Origin of the sequence: Pseudoalteromonas sp. SG44-1 (assembly GCF_014164315.1) — a bacterium.
Classification (GTDB): domain Bacteria; phylum Pseudomonadota; class Gammaproteobacteria; order Enterobacterales; family Alteromonadaceae; genus Pseudoalteromonas; species Pseudoalteromonas rhizosphaerae.
Map to the genome: position 1 here is coordinate 86943 of NZ_JACJEW010000004.1, position 25029 is coordinate 111971.

A 25029-nucleotide genomic window follows, 5' to 3' on the forward strand; every position below is an offset into this window, starting at 1 on the left:
TTTATTCTTAAAACAAAGGCCAAGTTGCGAACATGCTAAGTCAACTATTGAGTAAGTCTTCATCGATGATGGTAGGGATAGATATCGGTTCACATGCTATAAAAGCGGTGTTGCTGAATGAAACGGACAGTGGCTACAGGCTCGAAGCGTTAGCAATTGAGCCAATGCCAAAAGGTACAATGGCTGAGCGCAATATTCAAGATATTGAGGCAATTGGTAATATCATTACTAAGCTAAAGCGTAAGTTACCTAAGTCAATTCGTTCGGCAGCAGTGGCTGTATCGGGACAAACCGTCATTACGAAAGTAATTTTTATGGATGTTACGCTTAGCGATGCAGAGCTTGAGTCGCAAATAGAAATCGAGGCGGACAGCCTTATTCCCTATCCTTTAGATGAAGTTAGCCTAGATTTTGAAAAGCTCAGTACCAACGAAGCCGATCCTTCCAAAATGAATGTGTTGCTTTCAGCTGCGCGTACCGAAAGTGTTGAAGCCCGTGTTGGTGCCTTAGAATCAGCTGGTTTAATAGCAAAAGTAGTTGATGTAGAAAGCTATGCGCTGAGTCGCGCAATGGATGTGTATTATCAGCAATTACCAAGCGATGCATTTAATAAGTGTGTAGCAGTGGTCGATATTGGTGCGGTACTTATGTTGGTAAGTGTGGTACTTGGCGGTGAAACGATTTACACCCGAGACCAAGTATTTGGTGGTGATCAATACACTAACAGCATAGTAGCTTATTATAATAAAAGTTTTGATGAAGCTGAAATAGGCAAAACTACAGGCGATCTTCCGCCTAACTACACGTTTGAAGTATTGGCACCATTTCAAACCTCATTATTACAGCAAGTGCGCCGCGCAGTGCAGATGTTTTTAACTACCAGTGGCAAAGATCAAATCGATTACATTGTGCTTACTGGTGGCACAGCGATGATTGATGGCCTTGAACGATTGCTAATTGAAGAACTAGGTATTCATACCATAGTGGCTGAGCCTTTTGAAAATATGGATATTTCCCACCATGTCGATCGCAATGTGTTACAGCGTCATCGTACTCAATTTGCAATAGCGACAGGTTTGGCATTAAGGAGTTTTTCATCATGCCACATATAAATCTACTGCCGTGGCGCGAACAGCAGCGAAAACAATCGCAGAATAAATTTGTCACTATTTTATTTTTCGTGGTGCTTGGCAGTTTTATCAGTATGTATTTATTGAGTAGCTATTACGGTGGTTTACGAGACGGTCAAAATATTAAAAATAATTACCTTTCAACTGAAATAGGGCAATTAGATCGGCGTATTAGTGAAATTCGTGAGTTAGATAAAAAGAAAGAAAACTTACAGCAACGTATGCGCTTAATTGAAGAGCTGCAAAGTAGTCGTAATTTAGGCACACAAATTATGGATGAAGTTGCCAAAATTGTACCAACGGGTGTTTATCTAACTAAGTTAGAGCGCCGTGGTAGTGCAATTCATGTGGTTGGGCGTAGCGAATCAAATAATTATTTGTCAAACATGTTGCGCCAAGTACAAAACTCCTATCTGCTCGAAAAGCCGACAATGCAAGGCATTATTGCAGGGGAGAAATCGTCTCGTTTATTGAGTGATTTTAATATGGAATTTTATGTAAAACCCTTTGATAAGATTGGAGAGGTTAAATAATGAACCTTGATATCAAAGCGTTAACAGAGATTGAATGGAACGAAATTGAGCTTGAAAATATCGGCGATTGGCCAATAGTTGTCAAGGTTATTTGCTGTACTTTTGTAGCTGCCTTGGTGCTGTTTTTTAGTTACAGCTTATTGGTTTCAGATGAAATAGATAGCTACCACAATGCAGTTAGTAAAGAAGTTGAGTTACGCAGTACCTATCGAGTGAAATATGCTGTGGCCAGTAATCTAGAAATTTACCGTCAACAAATGGTTGAAATGGAAGAAAAGTTTTCTTTACTACTAAAGCGCTTACCGACTTCAAACGAAACACCAGGCTTACTTGATGATTTATCTTATGTGGGCACGACCAGTGGCTTAACCTTTCTTAAAATTGGCTGGTTACCAGAAGTGGAAAAAGAATTTTATACTGAGTTACCGATTAAAATTGAAGTAATAGGTAGCTACCATGAGTTTGGTGATTTTGTTGGTAAAGTGGCGCAACTTCCTCGTATAGTAAGTTTGCATGACTTTTCAATTAATAGTTCAGACTCAGGCAAACTGACATTTAGCGTGGTTGCCAAAACTTACCGCTATGAAGGCGGCGTGAAGAAAGTAGGGGCTAAAAAATGAAAAAACTAGCCTTTGTTTTACTCAGCGGTATTTTGGTGAGCGCATGTAACGATGATACTTCTGAGCAAAAAGAATTTATTGATCAGGTAAAAGCCAGCACTACACCTAAGGTAGAGGCTATTCCAAAACTGACCCAATTTGAGCACTTTGAATACAATGCACAGCAACTACGTAGTCCTTTTGTTGCGCCGCAACCAGAAATTATTCAAAATAACATGATCCAAGTTAAAAACTGCTTACACCCTGATCCTGATCGTACGCGTGAAGTATTAGAGAAATATCCGTTGGATAACCTAGCAATGAAAGGCACGCTGGGTTCTGGTGGCCAAACATGGGCATTAATTAAAGCTGCAGATGATACTTTACACCGAGTTACTATCGGTAATCATATTGGTTTGTATCATGGTGTTGTACAAGATGTTAAAAGTGATTATATAGAATTGTTAGAATTAATACCCGACGGGTCTGGTTGTTGGAAAGAGCGCCTGACGAAGCTGGAAATGTTAGAGGCGGGATCCAATGGCACTAGTTAAAAATAAAAAAGGTAAAATTAAAATGCATAAGGGAGTATCTTGGAGTAATCGCATTCAGCAGGCTTTGTTTGTTGTTATTGCCCTTTTTATCACGCAATCAGCAATGGCTACGCCGCTATTGTATGATGTTCGTTATAGCCCGCTAATAGCTGGAGAAACACAGTTACAGCTGGTATTTGATGAAGAGCTGACTGAAGAGCCAAAAGTTCAGGTATTTAATAACCCGGCCCGTATTGAAATGCGCTTTAATGCAGCTAGTGTTGAACAAGGTTTAAGTGAAGTACAAATCAACCAAGCAGGTATTGAAAAAGTTAATAGTGTAGCTGTTGATGGTAACTTGATTGTCACTGTTCATTTAGAGCGTTTAAAAATTTACCAAACAACGGTGAACAATAACCTTGTTTCATTACACGTTTCCGATAATCCTATCACGTCACAACAAGATGCTAATACCGCTAAAGAAGTGACGGGCAATTACATTAACTCAATCCAGTCTATTGATTTTCGTCGCGGTGAAAAAGGTGAAGCGCGAGTCTTAGTCTTTTTACAAGATACTCAAGCTGCGATTGATGTGCATGAAAGTGGCGGTAAAATTATTGCTGAGTTTCATCATACCGATATTTTAGATGACTTATTATATGAGCTAGATGTGCTAGATTTTGGCACTGTAGTGAGCTCAATTGAGACATTTAAAGAAAATAATATGAGTAGGGTAGTGATATCCCCTAATGCCGCGTTTAAATTCACTTATCAACAAATTGAAAATATTCTTACACTTACAGTTGAAAAAGATGAATCGCAACGTTCATATTTAGAAGGTGGTAAAGAATACCAAGGTCGCCCAATGACCCTAAACTTTCAAGACATCTCTGTGCGTGCCGTATTGCAAATTATTGCCGGCTATAATGATTTCAACCTAGTAACCAGTGACTCAGTCAGTGGCAACATAACTCTGCGTTTAGATGGTGTGCCTTGGGATCAAGCTCTTGACGTGGTATTACGCGTTAAAGGTTTAGATAAGCGTATGGATGGCTCTATATTAATGGTGGCACCATCTGAAGAGCTTGCCGCCCGCGAAGCGAAAGATCTAAAAGCCAAACAACAAGTTGAAGACTTAGAGCCGCTTTATAGTGAATATATTCGTTTGAATTATGCTAAAGCGGAAGAGTTTGCTGATTTACTGAAAACCGACACTAACAGCATTATTAGTGCTCGCGGCAGTGTATCCGTTGATAAACGTACCAATACCTTGTTAATTAAAGACACCGTTAAAAGCATTGCAAGTGTTCGCCGTATGGTCGAAACTTTGGATATAGCGGTTAGACAAGTTATTATTGAGGCACGTATGGTTACTGTACGTGATAACGTAAAAGAAGACTTAGGAGTACGTTGGGGGTTTAGTGATCAACAAGGCACTGATGGTATTTCAGGTACCTTAGAAGGTGCTAATACGATTTCTAACGGCACCATTCCAAGTATTTCTGATCGCCTTAATGTAAACTTGCCTATCACAGGTGCCGCTGGCAGTATTGGTATGCACGTTGCTAAATTAGCAAATGGCACGTTACTTGATTTAGAGCTAACCGCGCTTGAAGAAGAAAACCGTGGTGAAATTATCGCAAGTCCGCGCATTACGACTGCCAACCAGAAAAAAGCACGTATTGAACAAGGTACCGAAATACCGTATGTTGAATCTGCTTCAAGTGGTGCTACAACTGTTAGCTTTAAAAAGGCAGTATTGAGTCTTGAGGTAACACCACACATCACCCCAGATAATAAAGTTATCTTGGATTTAATCATTACCCAAGATACCCGAGGTGATACGGTACAAACTGGAACTGGTCCTGCAGTTGCAATTGATACCCAAGAAATTCAAACCCAAGTACTGGTTGAGAATGGTCAAACCGTGGTACTTGGTGGTATATTCCAGCAGCAAATCATTAACTCAGTTAAAAAAGTACCATTATTAGGTGATATTCCTTACCTAGGAGTGCTGTTTAGAAGCACTAGTGAGTTTAATGAAAAGAAAGAATTGCTGATTTTCGTTACTCCGAAAATCCAAATAGAGTAATTTACACTGATTTATTCTTACACAATGGGCAATTATTGACTTTAATTGCTCGTTAATTGGCTTTTTGTTCTAATTGACTTGAAATACCCAATCAATTACTGAGATAATCCCCTCCTTAATTTTGGGGCCAGGTCGTTAGGCGGGGTTTTATTTCAAATTTTAGAGTTCGTTTGTACTAAAAGATATGGCTGAAAAACGTAATATATTTCTAGTTGGCCCTATGGGGGCTGGCAAAAGCACAATTGGTCGTCACATTGCAGATCAATTGCACCTTGAATTTGTCGATTCTGATCAAGAAATCGAACGCCGTACCGGTGCAGATATTGCCTGGGTGTTCGATCTTGAAGGTGAAGAAGGCTTTCGACTTCGTGAAGAATCTGTCATTGGCGATCTAACAGAAATGCAAGGTATTGTACTTGCAACTGGTGGTGGTTCTGTGATGAGTAAAGAAGTACGAAACAAGCTTTCGGCTCGTGGTATTGTTGTATACCTAGAGACACCTATCGAAAAGCAAGTTGCACGCACGCAGCGCGACAAGCGTCGCCCATTACTGCAAACAGAAGAAGCACCTCGTGATGTATTAGAGCGCTTAGCTGAAGAACGCGAACCGTTGTATAAAGAAGTAGCTGATTTTGTTGTACGCACTGATGAGCAAAGCGCTAAAGTTGTCGCTAATCAAATCATCGAGAAATTAGATTTTTAAATACCAATAAGAAAGGATACTAGCGATGCTTGAATTAACAGTTAATTTAGACGAGCGAAGTTATCCTATTTATATTGGTCAATCTGCTCTTCAACAGACTGACAGGCTGCATCATCATATTGGTGATTGTCGACCTATCATTATCACTAATGACACCATTGCACCTTTGTACTTAAGCGATGCAATGGAGTTATTAGCTGATTTAAATCCGCTAAGTTTTATTATTCCTGATGGTGAGCAATATAAATCACTGGAATGGTTTGAGAAAATCTCGGCATTTTTGCTTGAAAACAATTGCGGCAGAGATACTTGCTTAATCGCCCTTGGTGGTGGTGTGGTCGGTGATCTGACTGGTTTTGTTGCGGCCTGCTATCAACGCGGGGTACCGTTTATTCAAGTACCCACTACCTTATTATCGCAAGTTGATTCATCAGTTGGCGGTAAAACGGCGGTTAACCATCCTTTGGGTAAAAACATGATTGGGGCTTTTTATCAGCCGCAAGCCGTGTTTATTGATACTCAATCATTGCATACACTTCCTGCTCGTGAATTTGCAGCCGGTATGGCTGAAGTTATTAAATATGGCTTAATTTACGATACAGAATTATTTACTTTTCTAGAAAACAACACCGCGCAATTACAGGCTTTGGATGAAGAAACCATTCAGCATGTGATTTTTCGTTGTTGTGAAATTAAAGCACTGATTGTCGCTCAGGATGAAAAAGAAGCAGGACTACGAGCGTTACTTAATTTAGGCCATACCTTTGCGCATGCTATCGAAGCGCAAATGGGATACGGCCAATGGCTACATGGTGAAGCTGTTGCCACTGGCATGGTATTAGCTGCACAGCTAGCTCATACTCGTGGTGATTTAAGTGCACAAGAAGTTGCAAGGATCGTTACCTTAATAGCACAATATAATTTGCCTAGTGAGATCCCTGATGTGATGACTGCTGAACATTTCCTTCATCATATGCGTAAAGATAAAAAGAATAAAAAAGGCACGATCCGTTTTATTCTTCCTACTGCGTTTGGTCAATGCGCGTTGGTTGATGATGTATCAGATCAACAGGTCCGAAATTTAATAGGGCGCTAATGCAATCGCAAATCTTACCTAGCCGTGCGGCTTTGGTTGATCGGATTGCCCTACAGTTTGAATATGGGCAAAATTTAATTGTCTTACTGGGTCCTTCTGGACTTGGTAAAAGTTATCTTCTCGAAACCTTCATTACTGATAAATACAGTGATTTTAATAAGTCATTTGTGCAGCTTAGTGCGCGTATGAGTGATATGCAATTGATGAGTGAGTTACTGGAACAAAGCTTCCGCTCGCCGTTAATTGATCAAAACCTAAGCCTGTCAGAAAATTTTTACCAACTAGCTAAACAGCAAAACTGTGGTCCATGTTTATGGGTGTTAGATGGTGGACGGCATTTATCTGAAGAAATGGTCGAAGAGTTAACAACGCTTGCCAAGCATAGTCCTACTACTTTATATGTCTTACTGGCATCGCAATCAGTGGGGCAATTTAAAAGCGCTGTTGAAATTCATCTCGAAGCACTTTCTATAGCAGAAAGTAAACAGTTGATGAAGTGCTATTTTAATGATTTACCTTATGATGAAGACCCGGTATTTCAAACCTTTTTGCGCGAAGCACACGGTAATCCGAGTTTATTGTTAGCGTGGCAACCAACACAGCATACAGCTAAGGTTGTAGTCACTGATAAAGTATCTTGGCGAGTACATTTAATAACGCTGCTAGTGATTATTATGTTACTCATCATTGGCTTTTTATATAAATCTGATATGACCCGTTGGTGGCAGGATTTTTATCAGCCACAACCTGAAACTCCAGTGGCGACGGCAATCGCAGTCGATACTTTAAAGCAAGCTGTAACAGAACCTGCGGTGACAATAGATTCCTCACAAGTAGAAGCTGCAGATGCTCAATCAGCTGCTCAACAAGATCAACCAGAGCAAGACAATCCGCTTATTGATAATCCTACTCAGGAAAATAATGTTGCGGCAATACTAGATAGTTTAGCGCCAGTTGCAGAGCCTGTTGATATCACGACTAGCTTAGCTGAAGAACCCACTGTGGTAGAGCCTGTTCCTCAAGTGCAGCAAATTATGCCAGCAGATAATGCTTGGTATCTACAACAGCCGGATAGTAAGGTCGTGATCCAGTTACTAGCGGTAACTCAGCAAACAATCGCAGAGCAGTTTGTTGCTAAACAGTCGCTGCAAGTACTTGGTAAAGTCTATCAAACACGCCGCAACGATAAAATGTGGTGGGTGGTAACCTATGGCAGCTTTGATAACTTAAATGCGGCTCGCGAAGTGCTAGCAAGCCTACCTGAAGCGGTGCGTAAAAATCAGCCGTTTTATAAAAAAATCAGTAAAATAAAACAAGAAATCGCGTTACTAGATCAGTAAATTTACACTGTTTAGTGTAAAATCGCGGCACACCAGTTTGAAGTAAAGAGCCGATGCAGAAAAAGACCAGAGCCTTCCTTAAATGGGCTGGCGGAAAATACAGCTTAGTTGAAGATATTAGCGCGCGCTTAAATGAAGCGAGCAAACACGCTGATACCTTAGTTGAACCGTTTGTAGGTGCTGGCTCGGTATTTTTAAACACAGATTTTAAAGATTATATTCTTAATGATATTAATGCTGATCTCATTAACTTGTATAACGAATTAAAAAATTCTCCAGATGAATTCATCAGCGATGCTAAAAAGCTGTTTGTTGATTTAAACAACCAGCCTGACGCATATTATGATTATCGCGTACAGTTTAATCAAAGTAATGACATCTACGAGCGAGCGATTTTATTTTTATATATGAATCGCCACGGCTACAACGGTTTATGCCGCTATAACCTGAAAGGAATTTTTAATGTTCCGTTCGGTAAGTATAAACGTCCGTATTTTCCTGAAAAAGAAATGTACTTTTTTGCCGAAAAAGCGCAACAAGCCACGTTTACTTGTTTAGGTTATGACGATGTATTTAAATTAGTACCCGATAACGCAGTGATCTATTGCGATCCACCTTATGTGCCTTTGAGTAAAACGGCGTCGTTTACCTCTTATGCTAAGGGTGGCTTTAATTTAGATGATCAGGCGAATCTAGCTAATTTAGCTGAGCAAGCGGCATTTGAAAACAAAACACCGGTATTGATCTCCAATCATGACACTGTATGGACACGTAAAATATATAGCCAAGCAACGTTAGCTGAAATTCAAGTTAAGCGGACGATTAGCCCAAAAGGTGGTTCGCGCAATAAAGTCAATGAGTTGATGGCTATGTACTTAGCACCCAAGTCACCACGCCATAGATAGCGGTTACAAAAGATATAAATAAAATAATAGCGATGATAATAATACTGGTAGGCGAGTGTTGTTTAAAGTCAGCGTGACGCTTGTGTTCAGATTGCACGCCAAAAAATGCCGCAACAACACTTTGTATAGCGCTGATCAGTTGCCGCATTTTATTAAAACCTAGGGCTAAGTGAACGCGCTTTTTGTGGTTCGTCTGAGCTGGTTAATAATTCAAGTAAATCTAAATAATGAAATTGTGCACTGCGACTATCACCAGTGATCCATGACATCCAACTTGATTCTTGTTCGACCTTCATACATTGCACTGCATTATTAATTTTTAAATGGCCTGAGCTACATTCGCAATCGTTAGCTGCGATAAGTGTATTATCACTTTTTGAAAAGTAGCTTAGTGTACCGATAGTTATAGCAGCCGCAGTTAAGATCCCGATTTTAAAAGCACGCATTTTACTAAGTCCATAATAGTGTTACTCACTAGAGCATACATAAAAAATGCTCAAATAACAAACTTAATTTATCCTTAACAAATATAAAAAATTAATAAAATTAAAAGGTTAAGGTAAAAATAATGTTTATATTTGGCTGTTTAAAATATAACCGTTGCAAAACTTCAAATAGAGTTAAAGCTTTAATTAACTGGGATTCTTGGGGAATAGCTTGATTTAGGTTACATTATGGCAATTAATGGCCTTGCTATTTTGCGCATTTTTAATATCACTAAGGATTGTTTATGTTAGAAACACTACAAAAGTACCTTATCGCCCCGTCTATTTTATCTGCTGATTTTGCCCGTTTGGGCGAAGATGTTGAGCGTGTTTTAGCTTCTGGTGCAGATGTAGTTCATTTTGATGTGATGGATAATCACTATGTGCCAAACTTAACAATTGGGCCTATGGTGTGCAAAGCGCTGCGTGATTATGGTATTACTGCGCCTATTGATGTGCATTTAATGGTTAAACCGGTCGATAGTTTAATACCGCAATTTGCTGATGCTGGTGCTTCAATCATTACTTTTCATCCTGAAGCGAGTGAACATATTGATCGCACTTTGCAGCTGATCAAAGATCATGGTTGCCAAGCTGGTTTAGTCTTTAACCCTGCGACGAGTTTAAGCTATTTAGAACATGTGATTGATAAGCTTGATGTGATTTTATTAATGTCGGTTAATCCAGGTTTTGGCGGTCAAAGTTTTATTCCTCATACTTTGGAAAAACTACGCCAAGCACGGAAAATAATTGATGATTCAGGTCGTGCTATTCGTTTAGAAGTAGATGGTGGTATTAAAGTCGATAATATTGCGGCGGCGGCTCAAGCCGGTGCTGACATGTTTGTTGCCGGCTCTGCTATTTTTAATCAGCCAGATTACCAACAAGTAATTGAGCAAATGCGTGCCCAGTTAGAGGGTGTAAAATAATGAAGTATGAAGCCGCTTTATTTGATCTTGATGGTACTTTAGTTGATAGTGTTTATGATTTATATATAGCGATGAATCTGACTTTATCTGATTTAGCTTTTCCAATTGTAAGTCAGGGGTTGGTACAAAGCTGGGTTGGTAACGGCATTGAAATGCTGGTTAAGCGAGGCCTCAGTGGCGACATGAAAGTCAGTGAACACCTAGATCCAGCATTAGCAGATAAAGCAATTGCGCTTTTTTATGATCATTATGAGCAACAAGTAGGTGAATACAGTGTGCTTTATCAACACGTAGAAACAGGCCTTGCGGCGTTACGTGGTATACCAAAAGCGTTGATCACTAACAAAGCCCGCTGCTTTACTGAAAAGCTACTTGATAAGCTCGCTTTAAGAAGTCATTTTGAGGTGATAGTGTGTGGTGATGACATGGCCAAAAAGCCTTCACCAGAGCCTCTTTTATTTGCTTGTCAGCAATTAAATGTACCAGTGAGTCAAGCAATTATGATTGGTGACTCAAAAAGTGATATCTTAGCGGCGCAAGCGGCACATATAGACGTACTTGCCGTTAATTATGGTTATAACCAAGGTGAAAATCTTGCTGATTTGAATCCACAGTACCTCTGTGAGAATTTCTTAGATATAATACCTGTTCTTACCCAGCGTTAAGCGATTTTTTAATTTTAGCATTTTTTATTTTTGTAATATAAAGGAACATCATGAGTAAACCAGTAGTGTTAAGTGGCATGCAGCCAACCGGTGGAATGACAATAGGCAACTATGTTGGCGCTATTAACCAGTGGGTAAAGCTACAGGAAGAGTATGATAGTCACTTTATGTTAGCTGATTTGCACGCGATTACGTTACGCCAAGATCCAGAGCTTTTAAAAACCCGTGTATTAGATGGTATAGCTTTGTATGTTGCATGTGGTATTGATCCAGATAAAGCTGCTTTATTTGTGCAGTCGCAAGTGCCTGAACATGCACAGCTAGGTTGGGTACTAAACTGTTATGCGCAAATGGGGGAGCTTAACCGCATGACCCAGTTTAAAGATAAGTCAGCAAAGAACACCAGCAACGTAAACGTTGGTTTGTTTGCTTATCCGGTATTACAAGCAGCTGATATTTTACTTTATCAAGCGGCGCAAGTACCAGTAGGTGATGATCAAAAGCAGCACCTTGAACTAACACGCGATATCGCAACGCGCTTTAATAACTTATATGGTGAAGTTTTCACGATCCCAGAACCTTACATTCCAGAGTTTGGTGCGCGCGTAATGAGCCTGCAAGATCCACTGAAAAAAATGTCTAAATCAGATGAAAACCCAAATGGTTTTATCATGATGTTAGACGAACCAAAAAAGATCGAGAAAAAGCTTAAAAAAGCAGTAACCGATTCAGACGAGCAAGCGCGTATTTATTTTGATCGCACTGAAAAACCAGGCGTATCAAACTTACTAACACTTATGTCTGTTGCAACTAAGCGCTCAATTGAAGAGTTAGTGCCTGAATACGAAGATAAAATGTATGGCCATCTGAAAAAAGACACCGCTGACGCAGTAGTGAGCATGATCGAGCCAATCCAAGCGCGCTTTAAAGAGATACGTGAAGATCAAGCATTGCTCAACAACATCATGAAAACCGGTGCTGAAAAAGCCAGCGCACGTGCAGAGATAACCTTAAAGTCTGTTTACAACGCGTTAGGATTTATTCCACGTCCGTAACGCTTGCTAATAACTAATCATATAAAGCCAGATGGTTCCAACTACAACGGAATATCTGGCTTTTTTGTTGCTGTTATATACAAATTTAGGCTCGAAGCAGCAGCTTTAATCTTATTTAAATTCAAGTGTTAAGTGCAATCGTTATGAGATTAAGTTCATGGAATACTTCAAAATTACGTTAAAGTTCGAAAATGGACGTATATCTTCTTCTGATTTAAAGACGCTCAAGTCTTATTTAGGACAAGGTCTACATGAAATAAAGCAGCGCATTGCGCTGCAAGATGATCTCTTGGTGTGTATTTTACGCAGTAGCGAGTTTTTTAAAGGTGTTGCTGAGGCAAGAGAATTGTTGGCAGGTTTGGAGTCGGATTACCGACTATTTAGTAACGGCGAAATAGTGGATTTGTCCTTTCTCGATGAATTGATAACTCGTATTGCAGGGATTGAACTTAAAAGCATCAGATAACAAGCTATTTAGCTCGCGGGATATAAACATGCTTATTATATAAAGCTCAGCTTCCACCTATTAACTCAAAGTAATTGCCAAATTAAAAAACAGGTTTGACTTTAATTAACTGACTTTAGTATTTTCCGTAGCCCGTAGCCCGTAGCCCGTAGCCCGCTATGGCGCTTTAATGCCCGGCGATTGGCATGCTTTTACCGTAAAGCTGTAACCGTAAGGTTTGCTGTTATCTGGTGCAATTTCAACAATTTCGTAGTCGTTAATCTCAATCGATTTACTGTCGTCAGATTTTTTGCAACGGGAGTATTGGTCTGCTTCGTAGGTGTAAGCAAACATAGCAATTAACCGTTTGCTGCGTTCAAAGTAACCTTTGGTGTTAAAGAATAATCGTACGGATTGAGTGGTTTCATCTTCTTCCGTCGGAGTTACTGGCAGTGTGGAAGGTGTTTGGGTAATATTTTCACTTGGTAGTTGCCCATGTATTTTTTGGCTGAGCTCTTCTACAACTTCAACTTCTTGTTGCTTTGTTAGTGCTCGACTTGAGAGCTGCTTGCTGCTGACGAAGTTGCTTACTATGTCATCAAAAACGGCACCGGTATCTTTGTCATCAACAAAAGACATTAGATTGATTATTACAATCGTTGATAAAAAAAACCGTATAGAAGCTGTAAGTAAAGGTGAATAGCTTTGGCTAATAAACTTTACCCGCTGTGAACCAAACGGTTTGATGATTAAGAGCATAAAAATATAGAACGGCAATATCAATTGTAATAATAGTAATGTCGATAGAGAGATGCCCAACGCCCAGGGTGGTAAATAAAGTAGCGTGGCAAAATTGTGGGTGTAATTAAAATGTGTTGCTGAAACATGAGTTACATTATTCACAATACCACTGGCATTGGCCAGTACAAAGTTGGCGATACTGGCATAGAAAATAAGTATAAGTGCTTTGCCAGCAAGTGAATGCCAGAGCTTATTGAACTTTGGCCAAAACTCAATAGTAAGCGCTACGATAGTGATACTGGCGCATAGCCAACCACTTTGAAAGATGATTAGGCAGATTAACGCCAATAAGTAGAGCTTTTGCGCGGTGTTAAGATTAAACCAAATAGCTTTACCTTGCTCATAAAAGCGCAGTTTATGAGGTTGCAAATTTTGCTGTTGTTGCCTCAGCTGTTTGTTTGCACGCCATCTGGCAATTTTTATGTATCTTAACACCGGCCAACCTTAGTACATAAAGCGAAAACCCTATTTTGATAATAGGGGTTTTAAATAGTGGCCAGTATGTGAACGCTCACATTCGGCTACTTCATCCGGCGTGCCTGCAATGAGGATCTCACCGCCGCCAGCACCACCTTCGGGACCTAGATCAATGATCCAATCGGCTGTTTTTATTACATCAAGATTATGCTCAATAACCACAATCGTATTACCGTGGTCACGCAGGCGATGCAGTACTACTAATAATTGTTCAATATCAGCAAAGTGCAAGCCTGTGGTTGGTTCATCTAAAATGTATAAGGTTTTACCTGTGTCACGTTTAGATAACTCGCGGGCGAGTTTAACCCGTTGAGCTTCACCACCAGAGAGCGTTGTCGCGGCTTGGCCTAAGCGAATATAAGACAGGCCCACATCCATTAAGGTTTTTAGTTTACGCGCAATGGCGGGTATTTTATCAAAATAGTCGTGTGCGTCTTCCACCGTCATTTCTAATACTTGATGGATGTTTTTGCCTTTATACTGCACTTCTAACGTTTCACGGTTATAACGTTGCCCTTTACAGACATCACATGGCACATATACATCAGGTAAAAAGTGCATTTCGACTTTGATCACGCCATCGCCTTGGCAAGCTTCACAGCGGCCACCTTTTACATTAAAGCTAAAGCGACCGACTTTGTAACCACGAGAGCGAGATTCCTGCGTGCCTACAAACAGTTCACGAATGCCAGTAAAAATACCGGTATATGTGGCTGGGTTTGAGCGTGGGGTACGGCCAATCGGGCTTTGGTCAATATCGATGACTTTATCAAAATGCTCAAGGCCGCTAATTGATTTGTACGGTGCGGCTTCGGCGGTGGTCGCTCCGTTTAGTTCGGTATGAGCAAGTTTGAATAAGGTATCGTTGATAAGCGTTGACTTACCAGAGCCTGATACGCCAGTAATACAGGTCATTAAACCAAAAGGTATTTTTAAATCGACATTTTTTAAGTTATTACCGCTAGCGCCAAACAGCTCTAACCACTTATCGTTGATTTTATGACGCTCTTTGGGAACTTCAATTTTGCGTCGGCCAGATAAAAATTGCCCTGTTACTGACTCTTCGCTAGCTAAAATGTCATCACGAGTACCTTGGGCAATGATATAACCGCCATGCACGCCAGCTCCAGGGCCTATATCAATAATATGATCGGCGGCACGTATGGCATCTTCGTCGTGCTCTACCACAATCACGGTATTACCTAAGTCGCGTAGATGGATCAGCGTTTGTAGTAAACGGTCATTATCACGTTGATGCAAACCAATCGATGGTTCATCAAGTACATACATTACGCCTACTAAGCCTGCGCCAATTTGGCTGGCTAAGCGAATACGTTGAGCCTCACCGCCAGATAAAGTATCAGCACTGCGCTCTAAAGAGAGATAATTTAGCCCTACGTTGATCAAAAACGATAAACGGTCGCGAATTTCTTTTAAGATTTTCTCAGCTATCTGGCCTTTTTGGCCCGTTAAGCTTAGTTGCTCAAAAAAGCTCATGGCTTCACCAATACTCATACTGGTGATAGCGGGTAAGTTAGTCTGACCGATAAATACACTGCGCGCTTCTTGGCGTAGGCGCGACCCTTTACAACTTGGGCAAGCTTGGCTGGTTTGATATTTAGACAGCTCTTCGCGCACGGAATTTGATTCTGTCTCACGATAGCGGCGGTTCATGTTATTTAACACGCCTTCAAACTCATGGTTACGAGTGATCAGGTCGCCACGGTCGTTGCGGTAGTTAAAAGCAATTTTTGTATCGCCAGAACCTTCTAAAATGATTTTTTTAGCATCTTTAGATAGTTCCTGAAATGGCATTTCTAAATCAAATTTATAGTGCTCAGCAACGGCTTGTAGCATCTGGAAATAGTAAAAACTGCGTTTATCCCAGCCTTTTATGGCACCGCCAGATAAACTAAGCTCTGGGTTTTGAATCACTCGATTTGGGTCGAAATACTGACGAACTCCTAAACCATCACAACTTTGGCATGCGCCTGCCGGATTATTAAATGAGAATAACCGAGGTTCAAGTTCGGTCATGGCGTAGCCACACGTTGGGCAAGCGAAGTTGGCGGAGAGCAGCAGCTCTTCGGCGTTTGCGTCATCCATCGATGCAATAGTTGCTACACCGGCTGACAGCTCTAACGCGGTTTCAAACGATTCGGCTAAACGCTGTTGTAAGCCATCTTTCACTTTAAAACGATCGACCACGACTTCAATAGTGTGTTTTTTATGTAGTTCTAAAGTCGGTGGATCAGAAAGGTCGCATACTTCCCCGTCAATACGGGCGCGAATATAACCTTGGCTGGCTAGTTGCTCTAACAACTTAACGTGCTCACCTTTGCGCTCTTTCACAACAGGGGCTAGCAACATCAGCTTGCTGCCCTCTGGGAACGCCAGCACAGTGTCGACCATTTGGCTAACAGTTTGTGCAGCGAGTGGCAAATCGTGAGTAGGGCAACGCGGTTCACCGACACGGGCAAACATTAAGCGCAGGTAATCATATATTTCGGTAATGGTGCCAACGGTGGAGCGGGGATTATGTGACGTTGATTTTTGTTCAATTGAAATTGCCGGCGACAACCCTTCAATATGATCAACATCCGGTTTTTCCATTAAAGATAAAAATTGTCTGGCATAGGCCGATAAAGATTCTACATACCGACGCTGCCCTTCTGCATATAAGGTATCAAATGCTAAAGACGATTTACCCGAACCAGATAGACCGGTGATAACAATTAATTTATCACGGGGAATGGTTAGGCTGATGTCTTTTAAATTGTGCGTGCGGGCGCCTCGGACTTCAATGTTTTCCATGCTATCTCGTTTCATTACCAAATTGATTTACTGAGTATCTCATAATACGTGCGAAGATTAATCCTTGATCAATGAAAAATCATCGCATTGGGACGATTATTTCTCTGTAAGCTTGTGGTAGAATCCCTGCTCAAATTTTAATAGACAGCAAGAACACGCGAATCATGACAGCTTCTTCACTCAATTCACGAGAAAAACGCGCCGCAGTTTCCTTAGCGAGTGTGTTTGCATTTCGTATGCTTGGCCTATTTATGTTGATGCCAGTATTGGCTATTTATGGGCAAGAATTATCAGGATTTTCACCTATATGGATTGGTTTTGCGATTGGCGCCTATGGTTTAACACAAGCTGTGTTACAAATTCCCATGGGCTGGTTATCGGATAAAATTGGCCGTAAAAAAGTCATTGTTGGCGGTTTAACTGTTTTTGCCATCGGTTCGGTGATTGCTGCCACGGCTGATTCAATGCAAATGGTCACGTTAGGGCGAGCATTACAAGGGATGGGCGCAATTGCCAGCTCGTTATTAGCTTTTGCTTCTGATTTGAGCCGCGATGAGCAACGACCAAAAGTGATGGCCGTGATTGGTATGAGCATAGGCATGAGCTTTGCTATTGCTATGTTACTTGGTCCAATGGTTGCCGCAGCGTGGGGTCTTGCTGGAGTGTTCTGGTTAACTGCTATTTTGGCTGTTGCGGGTATTTTTATTGTGTTGTTTTTGGTCCCCAAAGCGGTTAGCAAAGCCCCCAAAGGCGATACCTTAGCAAGCGTTAGCGATATTAAAAAACTCATTAAGCACCCGCAATTAGCACGTTTAGATTTAGGGGTGATGCTATTACATTTGACCTTGACGACGATTTTTGTCGCCTTACCAGGGCAGTTAATTGCCAAAGGTTTAGCAGCACAAGCGCATTGGCAAGTATATATTCCCGTTTTATTACTGGCATTTTTATTAATGGCGCCAGTGATGATCATTGCGATCCGCAAAGAAAAAGAGAAACAGGCATTTGTTGGCTCTATCGCAGTGCTCGCTCTAAGTATGTTGGCAATGGCAATTGGTGTTGACTCAATCATCGGCATGGCGATGTGTATGCTGGCGTATTTTGTTGCCTTTAACTTTTTAGAAGCGACGATGCCGGCATTAGTATCGCGCTTAGCACCTGCTAGCCAAAAAGGCTCGGCGATGGGAGTGTTTTCGTCAGGACAATTTTTTGGTGCATTTTTAGGTGGTATTTTAGGCGGTTACGTTGCGCAATCAACAACACCGCAAGCAGTGTTTGCCGCAGCCGCAGTTGTTGGGGTAATATGGCTTATCCTTGCGTGGAATATGCAAGTCCCGCCACGCAGTAAAATGATAAGCTTAATGACAGAATTAAGTAACGAGCAGCAAGCGCAAACCCTTGCTTCTCGTTTAGTTGCTTTACCAGGCGTAATTGAAGCAACAGTAGTCTGTGATGAAAATCGCAGTTATTTAAAGATTGATGATAAAGAATTTGACCTAGACCAAGCCCGCAAAGTGGCTGGTTTAATATAACGTTTATAGGAGAAAGGTCCATGGCACGCGGTGTGAACAAAGTAATCTTGGTTGGTAATTTAGGTCAAGATCCAGAAGTACGTTATATGCCTAACGGCAATGGTGTAGCGAATATTACTCTAGCTACGTCAGATAGCTATAAAGACAAAAACACCGGTCAAATGGTTGATAAAACAGAATGGCACCGTGTTGTGTTTTTTGGCAAGTTAGCTGAAATTGTTGGTGAATATTGCCGTAAAGGTTCACAAATTTACGTTGAAGGCAAACTTCAAACCCGTAAATGGACTGACCAACAAGGCCAAGAGAAATTCACCACTGAAATCGTAGTGGATGGTTTCACTGGTCAAATGCAAATGTTAGGTGCCCGTGGTGGCGACCAACAAAGTGGCGGTTACCAAGGTGGCCAACAGCAAAGCCACGGTGGTCAATCTCAAGGTGGTTACGGCCAACAACAGAGCGCACCGCAGCAAAGCGCACCACAACAAGGTGGTGGGTATGCTCAGCAGCAAAGTGCAGCACAGCAAAGCGGCGGGTATGCACCAGCGCCACAACAAGCGCCAGCAGCTCGTCAGCAACCAGCTGCAGCACCACAGCAAAGTAATCAATACCAAGGTGGCGGCGGCTATGCTCCACAAGGTGGTGGACAAGCGCAAGGTGGTTTTGCACCTAAGCCACAAAGTGCTCCGCAAGGCGGCGCATCAAATCCAATGGAACCACCTATCGATTTTGATGACGATATCCCGTTCTAACCAAAGACAAAAGTAAAAATGTTTAAAAAATCCTTTGAAGCCACTGTTTAGTGGCTTTTTCAATTTCATAAGTATTTATAATTTTATTAGTACTTATGAAATAATGTGGTAATTATTAATGAAAGCCTCTTTAAATATTAAGTTTAAAGGTTTTTTTTGTTATTACGCAAACAAGAATAAGCAGGGGGATTAAACATTTTTTAAATCTCCAGCTTAACCTGAAAATCATTTAATTTAATAATATAACTGATAGTTTAATAATAGTTTGCAGACTAAATTGTGCTTTTAGAATATTAAATCAAAATTTGCCTCATGATGAATCTCAAGGCAATATTAAAGAAAGCGTAAAATTGTGTCTAAAACAAAAGATGAATACCATCGTAGGCATTAAGTAAAGGAATACATTTATTTCTAAGTCATTGACTATTATTGAAGACAATCCAGAACTTGCAGCATTGCTTAAGAGTTTTTTTGAAAAGCATGGCTTTTTGGTTAACACGATATATAGCGGTTCTAGTGGCTTAGAGTATGTGCTGTTACATCAACCTGATTTTGTCCTATTAGATTTGATGCTTCCCGAAGTGGATGGCTTTGAGGTGTGTCGTGCTTTACAGAATAAGTATTTTGGTAAAGTGATTATCTTAACGGCTAGTAATGACGACATCGATGAGATCACCTTACTGGAAATGGGGGCTGATGACTTTATTCAAAAGCCGGTTAATCCTCGAATTATATTGGCTAGATTTCGCAAGTTGCTCAGATTAGCTCAAGGAGTTGAGAGTAAAAGAAAATTGGATCATATACTCAATGTTGGGCCGTTTAAATTTAATTTGCTCACCAGAGTTGTAAGCCAATCCGATATCAAACTTGAGATGTCGGATAGTGAATTTGATCTCTTCTATTTTTTAGCTTCACATGTAGATTCTATAATTAGTCGCGATGATATTTCTCGGCAATTATATGGCAGGGAATTTGATGGATTAGATCGCACAATTGACAATAAAATAATGAAAATACGCAAAGTCATTGGGGATAATATACCTTATCGCCACCTCATTACAGTTAGGGGGAAGGGGTACATTATTGTCAATAGCAAGGAAACCGAATGTTGTTAATACGCTTTGGGGTAAAGAGCTTAATTTTCATTTTGATATTTTTAACGATTAATCCCCTTTTAACTTCACTTGCTACGGATTATTTTTCTACTGAATTGAAGCAAGATGTGGAATTAGACTATAGAGCCTACATTTATGCTTTAGATGCAGCTCGCCCAGCACTGAGCAATGAACAATGGCTTGCTTTGCTAAAGCGAATCTCGGAGCAAAGCAACCTAACTGTTAAAACTATTAGTACCCCAGCTTCAGAACAGACGCAAACTATACTTGTAGAAAATGTTCATGATGGGAATTTGCAAGCTGTTACAGCAAAAATACAGGGGAATGAGTTAATTCAATTTTCAGCATTTAGAGTGAAAGATAATGTCGAGACCATTCTGTTTTTTATTCAATATGGGCTGCCTTTGGGTTTAATATTATTTCTTTTTTTATTGCATACACTTTGGCTGCAATACAGACTTTTTAGATTAGAGCTTGCAAGCAAACTAATTGCAAAGGGCCAATTATCGGGGCGTGCTGATACTGGACTTTTCGCTATTGGACGTGTAAATGAAACTTTCAACCACATGGCAGAGAAGTTGGAGCGCTTGTTTGCTCAGCAAAGGCATATGATAAGAGCAATTTCTCACGAACTAAAAACCCCTATTTTTCGATTGCAACTGAAGCTTGAGCTGTTAGATAAGTCCTCAAATAATGAAAAGCTTATTTACGAGTTATTTGAGGAATGTGACGAACTGGATACTTTAGTCCATGAAATATTAGAATATAGTAAAGTAGAGCAGTTTTCTTCATCTTTGAATTTTACTGAAATTAATTTGAGCAATTCACTTCAAAACTATGCGAAGTCTATAGAAAAGTACTGTAACCATCCTATTATTTTGGATGTCCAACAATCTATATTTGCGCGAGTAGATAACGCTGGTATCAAAAGAGTTATACATAATTTAGTTGTTAACGCGGATAAGTACGCTGTAGAGCAGATTCATGTGTCACTACTTAGGCAAGGTAGACGTTTGCTGTTGACAGTTGAGGATGATGGAATAGGAATTGCCAAGGGCAAACGAGAGTTAGTTTTTCAACCCTTTTATACCGTTGATGAAAGTAGGACAGGTAAGCGCCATGGTGTGGGTCTAGGGCTTGCAATCGTAAAAGAAATTTTGTCTAGCCATGATGCGAATGTAAAAATAAGTAAAAGCCAGTTTGGTGGCGCTTGTTTGACTATTGATTTGTCTAGTTGTTTTGTCGAATAGGCATTACGAAACTCTGACATTAAAGTGACAAACCGAGAGTGCTTTGAATATTAGAATAACTTCTTATTTCAATTTATAGGAAGTTGTAATGATCAAATGTATTGCTAAATTAGTCGTCACCATATTTTGTATCAGCTTACTTGGATGTAACTCTGATAGTGATCAAAGTGACATTATCAAAGAGCAGCGAAATGAGCTTTGGTATTCGGATATTTATGGTGAAATAAAACAGATCAGCGGTGATTCCGTTGTTACTTGGCAGGTAACAGGAGCTTTCTGTTATCCAATAATTACTTTAGACCCCTTGCCACTTTTTGATTCTTTTAGCCAAAAGTATAAAGACCAACTTATTTATGAACGACCGTATGATAGTGGTCCTGCTTCATATAGATCTATACAAAACATTGAAGATGTTTGCACTGACGGCATACTAGATACAATCGCCGGTAACAGCTATGAATTTGATGCCGAAGTTATTTTTCAGTTGTTTTGGCTAGATATGCAAAATCACTACGCCTTTTTTAAGGAGCGTAACATTGATTGGGAGCATATCTATGAAGTGTTCGCTCCTAAGTTACATGGAAATGACGAAGAGCAGTTAATTAATATAATTAGTGAAATATTAGAAATTTTGAGTGATGGTCATACTCGCTTGTATTATAACTTAGACGAAGAGCCAATAAGCTTTGAAGCTAAGTTAACACTTGCAAAACGACTGGAACAAGAAGCGCATGATTTAGAGTTGAAAGGCGAAGCTGCTGAGAATTATATTATCGAGCAAACTGTACTTGTTAGAGAAAATATTACGCAGTACCTAAATAAAGCAACTCAGCCAGCGTTTATTGCACGTAATACACTGAACTCATTTAGCCCAAACTGGGGGATCATTGATGTTGAAGGTATTCAAGTTGGATATCTGTCACTGCCTCACTTTGTAAATTTTATTGAAACCGATAACCTAGAGCGCCAAGATATCAGCTATGCGAACGAAGCATTTAATAACTTGCTCGATGAGGTTTTTATTGCATTGGATGGTACGCAAAAATTGATAATTGATATTCGTGATAATGAAGGCGGCTATGATATTCAAGCCTTGGAATTAATCAAAAGGTTTATATCTGGTAATACCTTAGTTTGGGATATTAGTACTTTTTATGCTGGTAGCCTTCATGAACTAGTTACTGTTTATGCGGAACCTGATAGCAGACCATACTATCAAAATGATATCTACTTACTAACGTCAAATGGTACTTTCAGTGCAGGCGAGAGTTTTGCGCTTGCTATGTCAACGCTTCCTAAGGTTACTTTGGTTGGAGAACCCACTGCAGGGGCCACATCAGATACCTTCCCTCGTATGTTACCTAATGGTTGGGCCTATGAACTTAGTAATGAATACTATAAAAATGGTGAGGGGCTAAATGCTGAAGTGCTCGGTGTGCCTGTTGATATTGAGGTTGACCCTTATGATAAATTCGCAAGAGGCGAGAAAAAGGACCTTACGATAGAGAAAATAATTACGCTGCTAACTGAAGACTAAACATAATATGGCACTCGTCTTTATTTGAGGTCTGTCTGTATAGTGGCTTTTATGTTAGATAATCACTTGTATTTATTTAGTAAATCTCGTTTTAAGAGTTTCCGGTTGATGATGAGCCCGTAGCTTATACGTTTAATATAGGGGAGTTAAACGAATATCAATAAAATTGATGGCTTCTGAGTGATTATAATAAACCTTTCGAAGTCATTACCATATTTGCTGTCTTAGATAACTGTTGACTAAATAGATAAAAATTACAAACAAGTGAAACATCATAAGTGTTTTGTTATTTTTAGGAAGCAATTGTGATGCGCTAAAAATTATAAATATTTATTCCGACTTAGGTAGCTAAAAATGCGATGGTTTTATTCATTATAATGTTCGTTAACATTTAAACATCGCTCTCAGCCTTGTGTTTATAAGGATCTTGAACAACACTTTAGCTATTGATACAAATAGCGTAATAGCCATGGTGACTCAATTTAAAAATGCTCAAGTGCGGATGTTCAGTCTTTATGTAATTGCTTTTATGCTTTTACTAACAGTATTTAATCTTTTTTTAGGGGAGATATTGCATCAAAAAGTACACATCACTGGGAGCCAATTAGCTAAACAGATCTACAACTTAAAATTGCAACCAATTGCAGATAAAGAGATCATTGCCGCACTTGCTGAAAGTCATGGTTTTATGCTTGAATCAGGCAGTGATTCGTTTCATTATTCTGCTTTTATGGCCCAAAAGAGTGATATCTTTAAATATAAAACGGTTAGTTTAAAGCTTTATCATTTGCCTTTTTGGGTTGTTGAAAGCCCACTATTTATTTTATTAAACCTAGTGATGATTGGCGCTGCTATTTGGAGTTATCGCTGGTGGCGACTGCTATTTAAACAGCGCGATGGTGTAGATTCAATTGCATTATTAACTGGTGGTAAAGTATCAAGCAGCCAACAAGCGCCTAAAGATGTGGTTAAATTAGCACTAAATGATATTGCTATTAATAGTACAAAAGTACTGACAGCCAAGCGAAAATTAAGTTCCGCTGACGATGTTGCAATTACCGCAATGTACGGTATCCAAAATAATCATAACCACCTTTTTGCTTTACTTTATTGGACACAGCCATTTCCAGATAACGTTGATTTAGAAAGCCACTTTAAACTTATTGTGAGCAAAGGCTTTAAAGAGTTATCTCGGGTATCAGTTAAGTTGTTATCTTCAGGTGGGCTGGCAATTACCTTGGAGAATATACCTCAACCTGATATCGATGCTTACACTAAGCGCTTGCATCAAATTATTTATCAGGCTTCTTTGCTTTATCGCGGTGACTTATCTCGCAAAGAAATTAAAATAGGCGTATGTAATTACCGCGATGGTGCCGATCAAACTGTGGTTTATCAGCTAACTAAATCAGCACTCGCATTAGCAAAACAAAGCCCATGGCAGCATACTCATCGGGTACCGTTTAACCATACGCGTTCAACGGTGCTGGCAAATAGCGATGAGAACTTAGCTGATTACATTGGCAAAAAGAAATTTATGTTGTTTTTTCAGCCGTTATTTGAGTTCGCCAGTGGTGATATTTTACAGCATGAAGCTTTGATCCGGGTTCGTCATAAGTCTTTAGGGATGCTTTCTGCTAAGCAATTTATTCCTCAACTAAAAAATGATTCAGCGATTGTTTTATTGGATAAAACAGTATTGGATCAAGTTGTTAAGTTATTAGAAAGTGAAACAAGTGCGTTAACCGTGAGTATTAACTTACACGCATTTAATTGGTTTTCTGATGACTATTGGCGCTGGTTTGGACAGAGAATGAAAAATGTAAAAGGTGCTGATAAACTACAGTTTGAGATATCGGAGGTGGATTTTTATCAACATCAACAGCGATTGAATTTTGCTTTTAGTACAATTAAATCAGTGGGGAGCTCAGTATCAATTGATAATGTTTCATCGCACGATAAAATCGCTTTATTAGCGCCTTACAAAGGGATCAAAGGACTCAAGCTTAGCTATGATTTAATCCACGACATTGATAAAAATGTAACGCAGCAAAAAGTGGTGCGCCAAATTGTAGCCAGTGCAGAGCGAGTGAACTTACCCGTATACGGTGTTGGCGTGGAAACCCAGCAAGAACTCAATATGCTTAAAAAGCAGGGCGTGCTTGGCGCACAAGGGTTTTACTTTACCGAACCTTTGCAAGAGTTTACTAATGTCACGGTAAATTGATTTTTAGCTCATTAAGT

23 protein-coding genes are annotated in these 25029 nt (G+C 39.9%); 19 read left to right on the forward strand and 4 right to left on the reverse strand.

Going from position 1 to position 25029, the window contains the following annotated elements; translation table 11 throughout:
- Positions 1–32 precede the first annotated feature (32 nt).
- The 9 genes from H5187_RS03000 (at position 33) to H5187_RS03040 (ending at position 8931) form a co-directional block, all read left to right on the forward strand.
- Complete coding sequence (locus H5187_RS03000) at positions 33–1112, forward strand: pilus assembly protein PilM (RefSeq protein WP_182797527.1); 1080 nt, start codon at positions 33–35, stop codon at positions 1110–1112.
- Positions 1100–1663: a PilN domain-containing protein gene (locus H5187_RS03005; RefSeq protein ID WP_149982630.1), complete on the forward strand. Its 564-nt coding sequence runs from the start codon at positions 1100–1102 to the stop codon at positions 1661–1663. The genes H5187_RS03000 and H5187_RS03005 overlap by 13 nt, the downstream gene beginning before the upstream one ends.
- Positions 1663–2283, forward strand: a complete 621-nt coding sequence (locus tag H5187_RS03010; RefSeq protein WP_149982631.1) for a type 4a pilus biogenesis protein PilO — start codon at positions 1663–1665, stop codon at positions 2281–2283. Before H5187_RS03005 ends, H5187_RS03010 begins: the two co-directional genes overlap by 1 nt.
- Positions 2280–2816 (forward strand): pilus assembly protein PilP, encoded by a 537-nt coding sequence (locus tag H5187_RS03015; protein WP_182717697.1) that lies wholly within the window; start codon positions 2280–2282, stop codon positions 2814–2816. Before H5187_RS03010 ends, H5187_RS03015 begins: the two co-directional genes overlap by 4 nt.
- Positions 2803–4887 carry a type IV pilus secretin PilQ gene (locus H5187_RS03020; protein WP_182797528.1) on the forward strand — a complete coding sequence of 695 codons (2085 nt, stop codon included), beginning with the start codon at positions 2803–2805 and terminating at the stop codon, positions 4885–4887. Before H5187_RS03015 ends, H5187_RS03020 begins: the two co-directional genes overlap by 14 nt.
- Before the next feature lie 184 nt (positions 4888–5071).
- Positions 5072–5590 carry a shikimate kinase AroK gene (aroK, locus tag H5187_RS03025; protein ID WP_008466255.1) on the forward strand — a complete coding sequence of 173 codons (519 nt, stop codon included), beginning with the start codon at positions 5072–5074 and terminating at the stop codon, positions 5588–5590.
- A 25-nt stretch (positions 5591–5615) separates the two neighbouring features.
- Positions 5616–6686: a 3-dehydroquinate synthase gene (gene aroB, locus H5187_RS03030; protein ID WP_182740294.1), complete on the forward strand. Its 1071-nt coding sequence runs from the start codon at positions 5616–5618 to the stop codon at positions 6684–6686.
- Positions 6686–8026, forward strand: coding sequence for an AAA family ATPase (locus H5187_RS03035; RefSeq protein WP_182760700.1), 1341 nt, complete (start codon positions 6686–6688; stop codon positions 8024–8026). Before aroB ends, H5187_RS03035 begins: the two co-directional genes overlap by 1 nt.
- Positions 8027–8079: 53 nt before the next feature.
- Entirely contained in the window at positions 8080–8931 is an 852-nt protein-coding gene (locus tag H5187_RS03040; protein WP_149982636.1) for a Dam family site-specific DNA-(adenine-N6)-methyltransferase, read from the forward strand.
- Here the strand turns inward: H5187_RS03040 and H5187_RS03045 are convergent.
- Positions 8894–9079 (reverse strand): DUF2970 domain-containing protein, encoded by a 186-nt coding sequence (locus H5187_RS03045; RefSeq protein ID WP_182717699.1) that lies wholly within the window; start codon positions 9077–9079, stop codon positions 8894–8896. The genes H5187_RS03040 and H5187_RS03045 overlap by 38 nt on opposite strands.
- Positions 9080–9083: 4 nt before the next feature.
- Entirely contained in the window at positions 9084–9377 is a 294-nt protein-coding gene (locus H5187_RS03050; RefSeq protein ID WP_145238548.1) for a hypothetical protein, read from the reverse strand.
- 284 nt (positions 9378–9661) lie between these two features.
- On the opposite strand from H5187_RS03050, the gene rpe reads away from it, so the two are divergent.
- The 4 genes from rpe to H5187_RS03070 all read left to right on the forward strand — a co-directional run bounded on the left by rpe (position 9662) and on the right by H5187_RS03070 (position 12531).
- Positions 9662–10345, forward strand: coding sequence for a ribulose-phosphate 3-epimerase (rpe, locus tag H5187_RS03055; RefSeq protein ID WP_182717700.1), 684 nt, complete (start codon positions 9662–9664; stop codon positions 10343–10345).
- Entirely contained in the window at positions 10345–11010 is a 666-nt protein-coding gene (locus H5187_RS03060; RefSeq protein ID WP_182717701.1) for an HAD-IA family hydrolase, read from the forward strand. The genes rpe and H5187_RS03060 overlap by 1 nt, the downstream gene beginning before the upstream one ends.
- Before the next feature lie 50 nt (positions 11011–11060).
- The gene (trpS, locus tag H5187_RS03065; RefSeq protein ID WP_145238557.1) at positions 11061–12065 is read left to right on the forward strand and encodes a tryptophan--tRNA ligase; all 1005 of its coding nucleotides are present in this window, start codon (positions 11061–11063) and stop codon (positions 12063–12065) included.
- A 157-nt stretch (positions 12066–12222) separates the two neighbouring features.
- On the forward strand, positions 12223–12531 hold the full coding sequence (locus H5187_RS03070) for a hypothetical protein (protein WP_145238560.1): 309 nt from the start codon (positions 12223–12225) through the stop codon (positions 12529–12531).
- 156 nt (positions 12532–12687) lie between these two features.
- On the opposite strand, the gene H5187_RS03075 is transcribed toward H5187_RS03070, so the two are convergent.
- A complete protein-coding gene (locus H5187_RS03075) occupies positions 12688–13746 on the reverse strand; it encodes a hypothetical protein (RefSeq protein ID WP_182740298.1) in 1059 nt (352 codons plus the stop codon).
- Positions 13747–13776: 30 nt separating this feature from the next.
- The gene (gene uvrA, locus H5187_RS03080) at positions 13777–16602 is read right to left on the reverse strand and encodes an excinuclease ABC subunit UvrA (protein ID WP_182767496.1); all 2826 of its coding nucleotides are present in this window, start codon (positions 16600–16602) and stop codon (positions 13777–13779) included.
- A gap of 164 nt (positions 16603–16766) precedes the next feature.
- On the opposite strand from uvrA, the gene H5187_RS03085 reads away from it, so the two are divergent.
- The 6 genes from H5187_RS03085 to H5187_RS03110 all read left to right on the forward strand — a co-directional run bounded on the left by H5187_RS03085 (position 16767) and on the right by H5187_RS03110 (position 25012).
- Positions 16767–18134 carry an MFS transporter gene (locus tag H5187_RS03085; RefSeq protein ID WP_145238569.1) on the forward strand — a complete coding sequence of 456 codons (1368 nt, stop codon included), beginning with the start codon at positions 16767–16769 and terminating at the stop codon, positions 18132–18134.
- Between the two features lie 20 nt (positions 18135–18154).
- A complete protein-coding gene (gene ssb, locus H5187_RS03090; RefSeq protein ID WP_149982642.1) occupies positions 18155–18883 on the forward strand; it encodes a single-stranded DNA-binding protein in 729 nt (242 codons plus the stop codon).
- A gap of 419 nt (positions 18884–19302) precedes the next feature.
- On the forward strand, positions 19303–19998 hold the full coding sequence (locus tag H5187_RS03095) for a response regulator transcription factor (protein ID WP_182797529.1): 696 nt from the start codon (positions 19303–19305) through the stop codon (positions 19996–19998).
- Positions 19989–21248: an ATP-binding protein gene (locus H5187_RS03100; RefSeq protein ID WP_182740300.1), complete on the forward strand. Its 1260-nt coding sequence runs from the start codon at positions 19989–19991 to the stop codon at positions 21246–21248. The genes H5187_RS03095 and H5187_RS03100 overlap by 10 nt, the downstream gene beginning before the upstream one ends.
- A gap of 88 nt (positions 21249–21336) precedes the next feature.
- Positions 21337–22785: a S41 family peptidase gene (locus H5187_RS03105; RefSeq protein ID WP_182797530.1), complete on the forward strand. Its 1449-nt coding sequence runs from the start codon at positions 21337–21339 to the stop codon at positions 22783–22785.
- Positions 22786–23356: 571 nt separating this feature from the next.
- Entirely contained in the window at positions 23357–25012 is a 1656-nt protein-coding gene (locus tag H5187_RS03110; RefSeq protein WP_182760713.1) for an EAL domain-containing protein, read from the forward strand.
- Positions 25013–25029 lie beyond the last annotated feature (17 nt).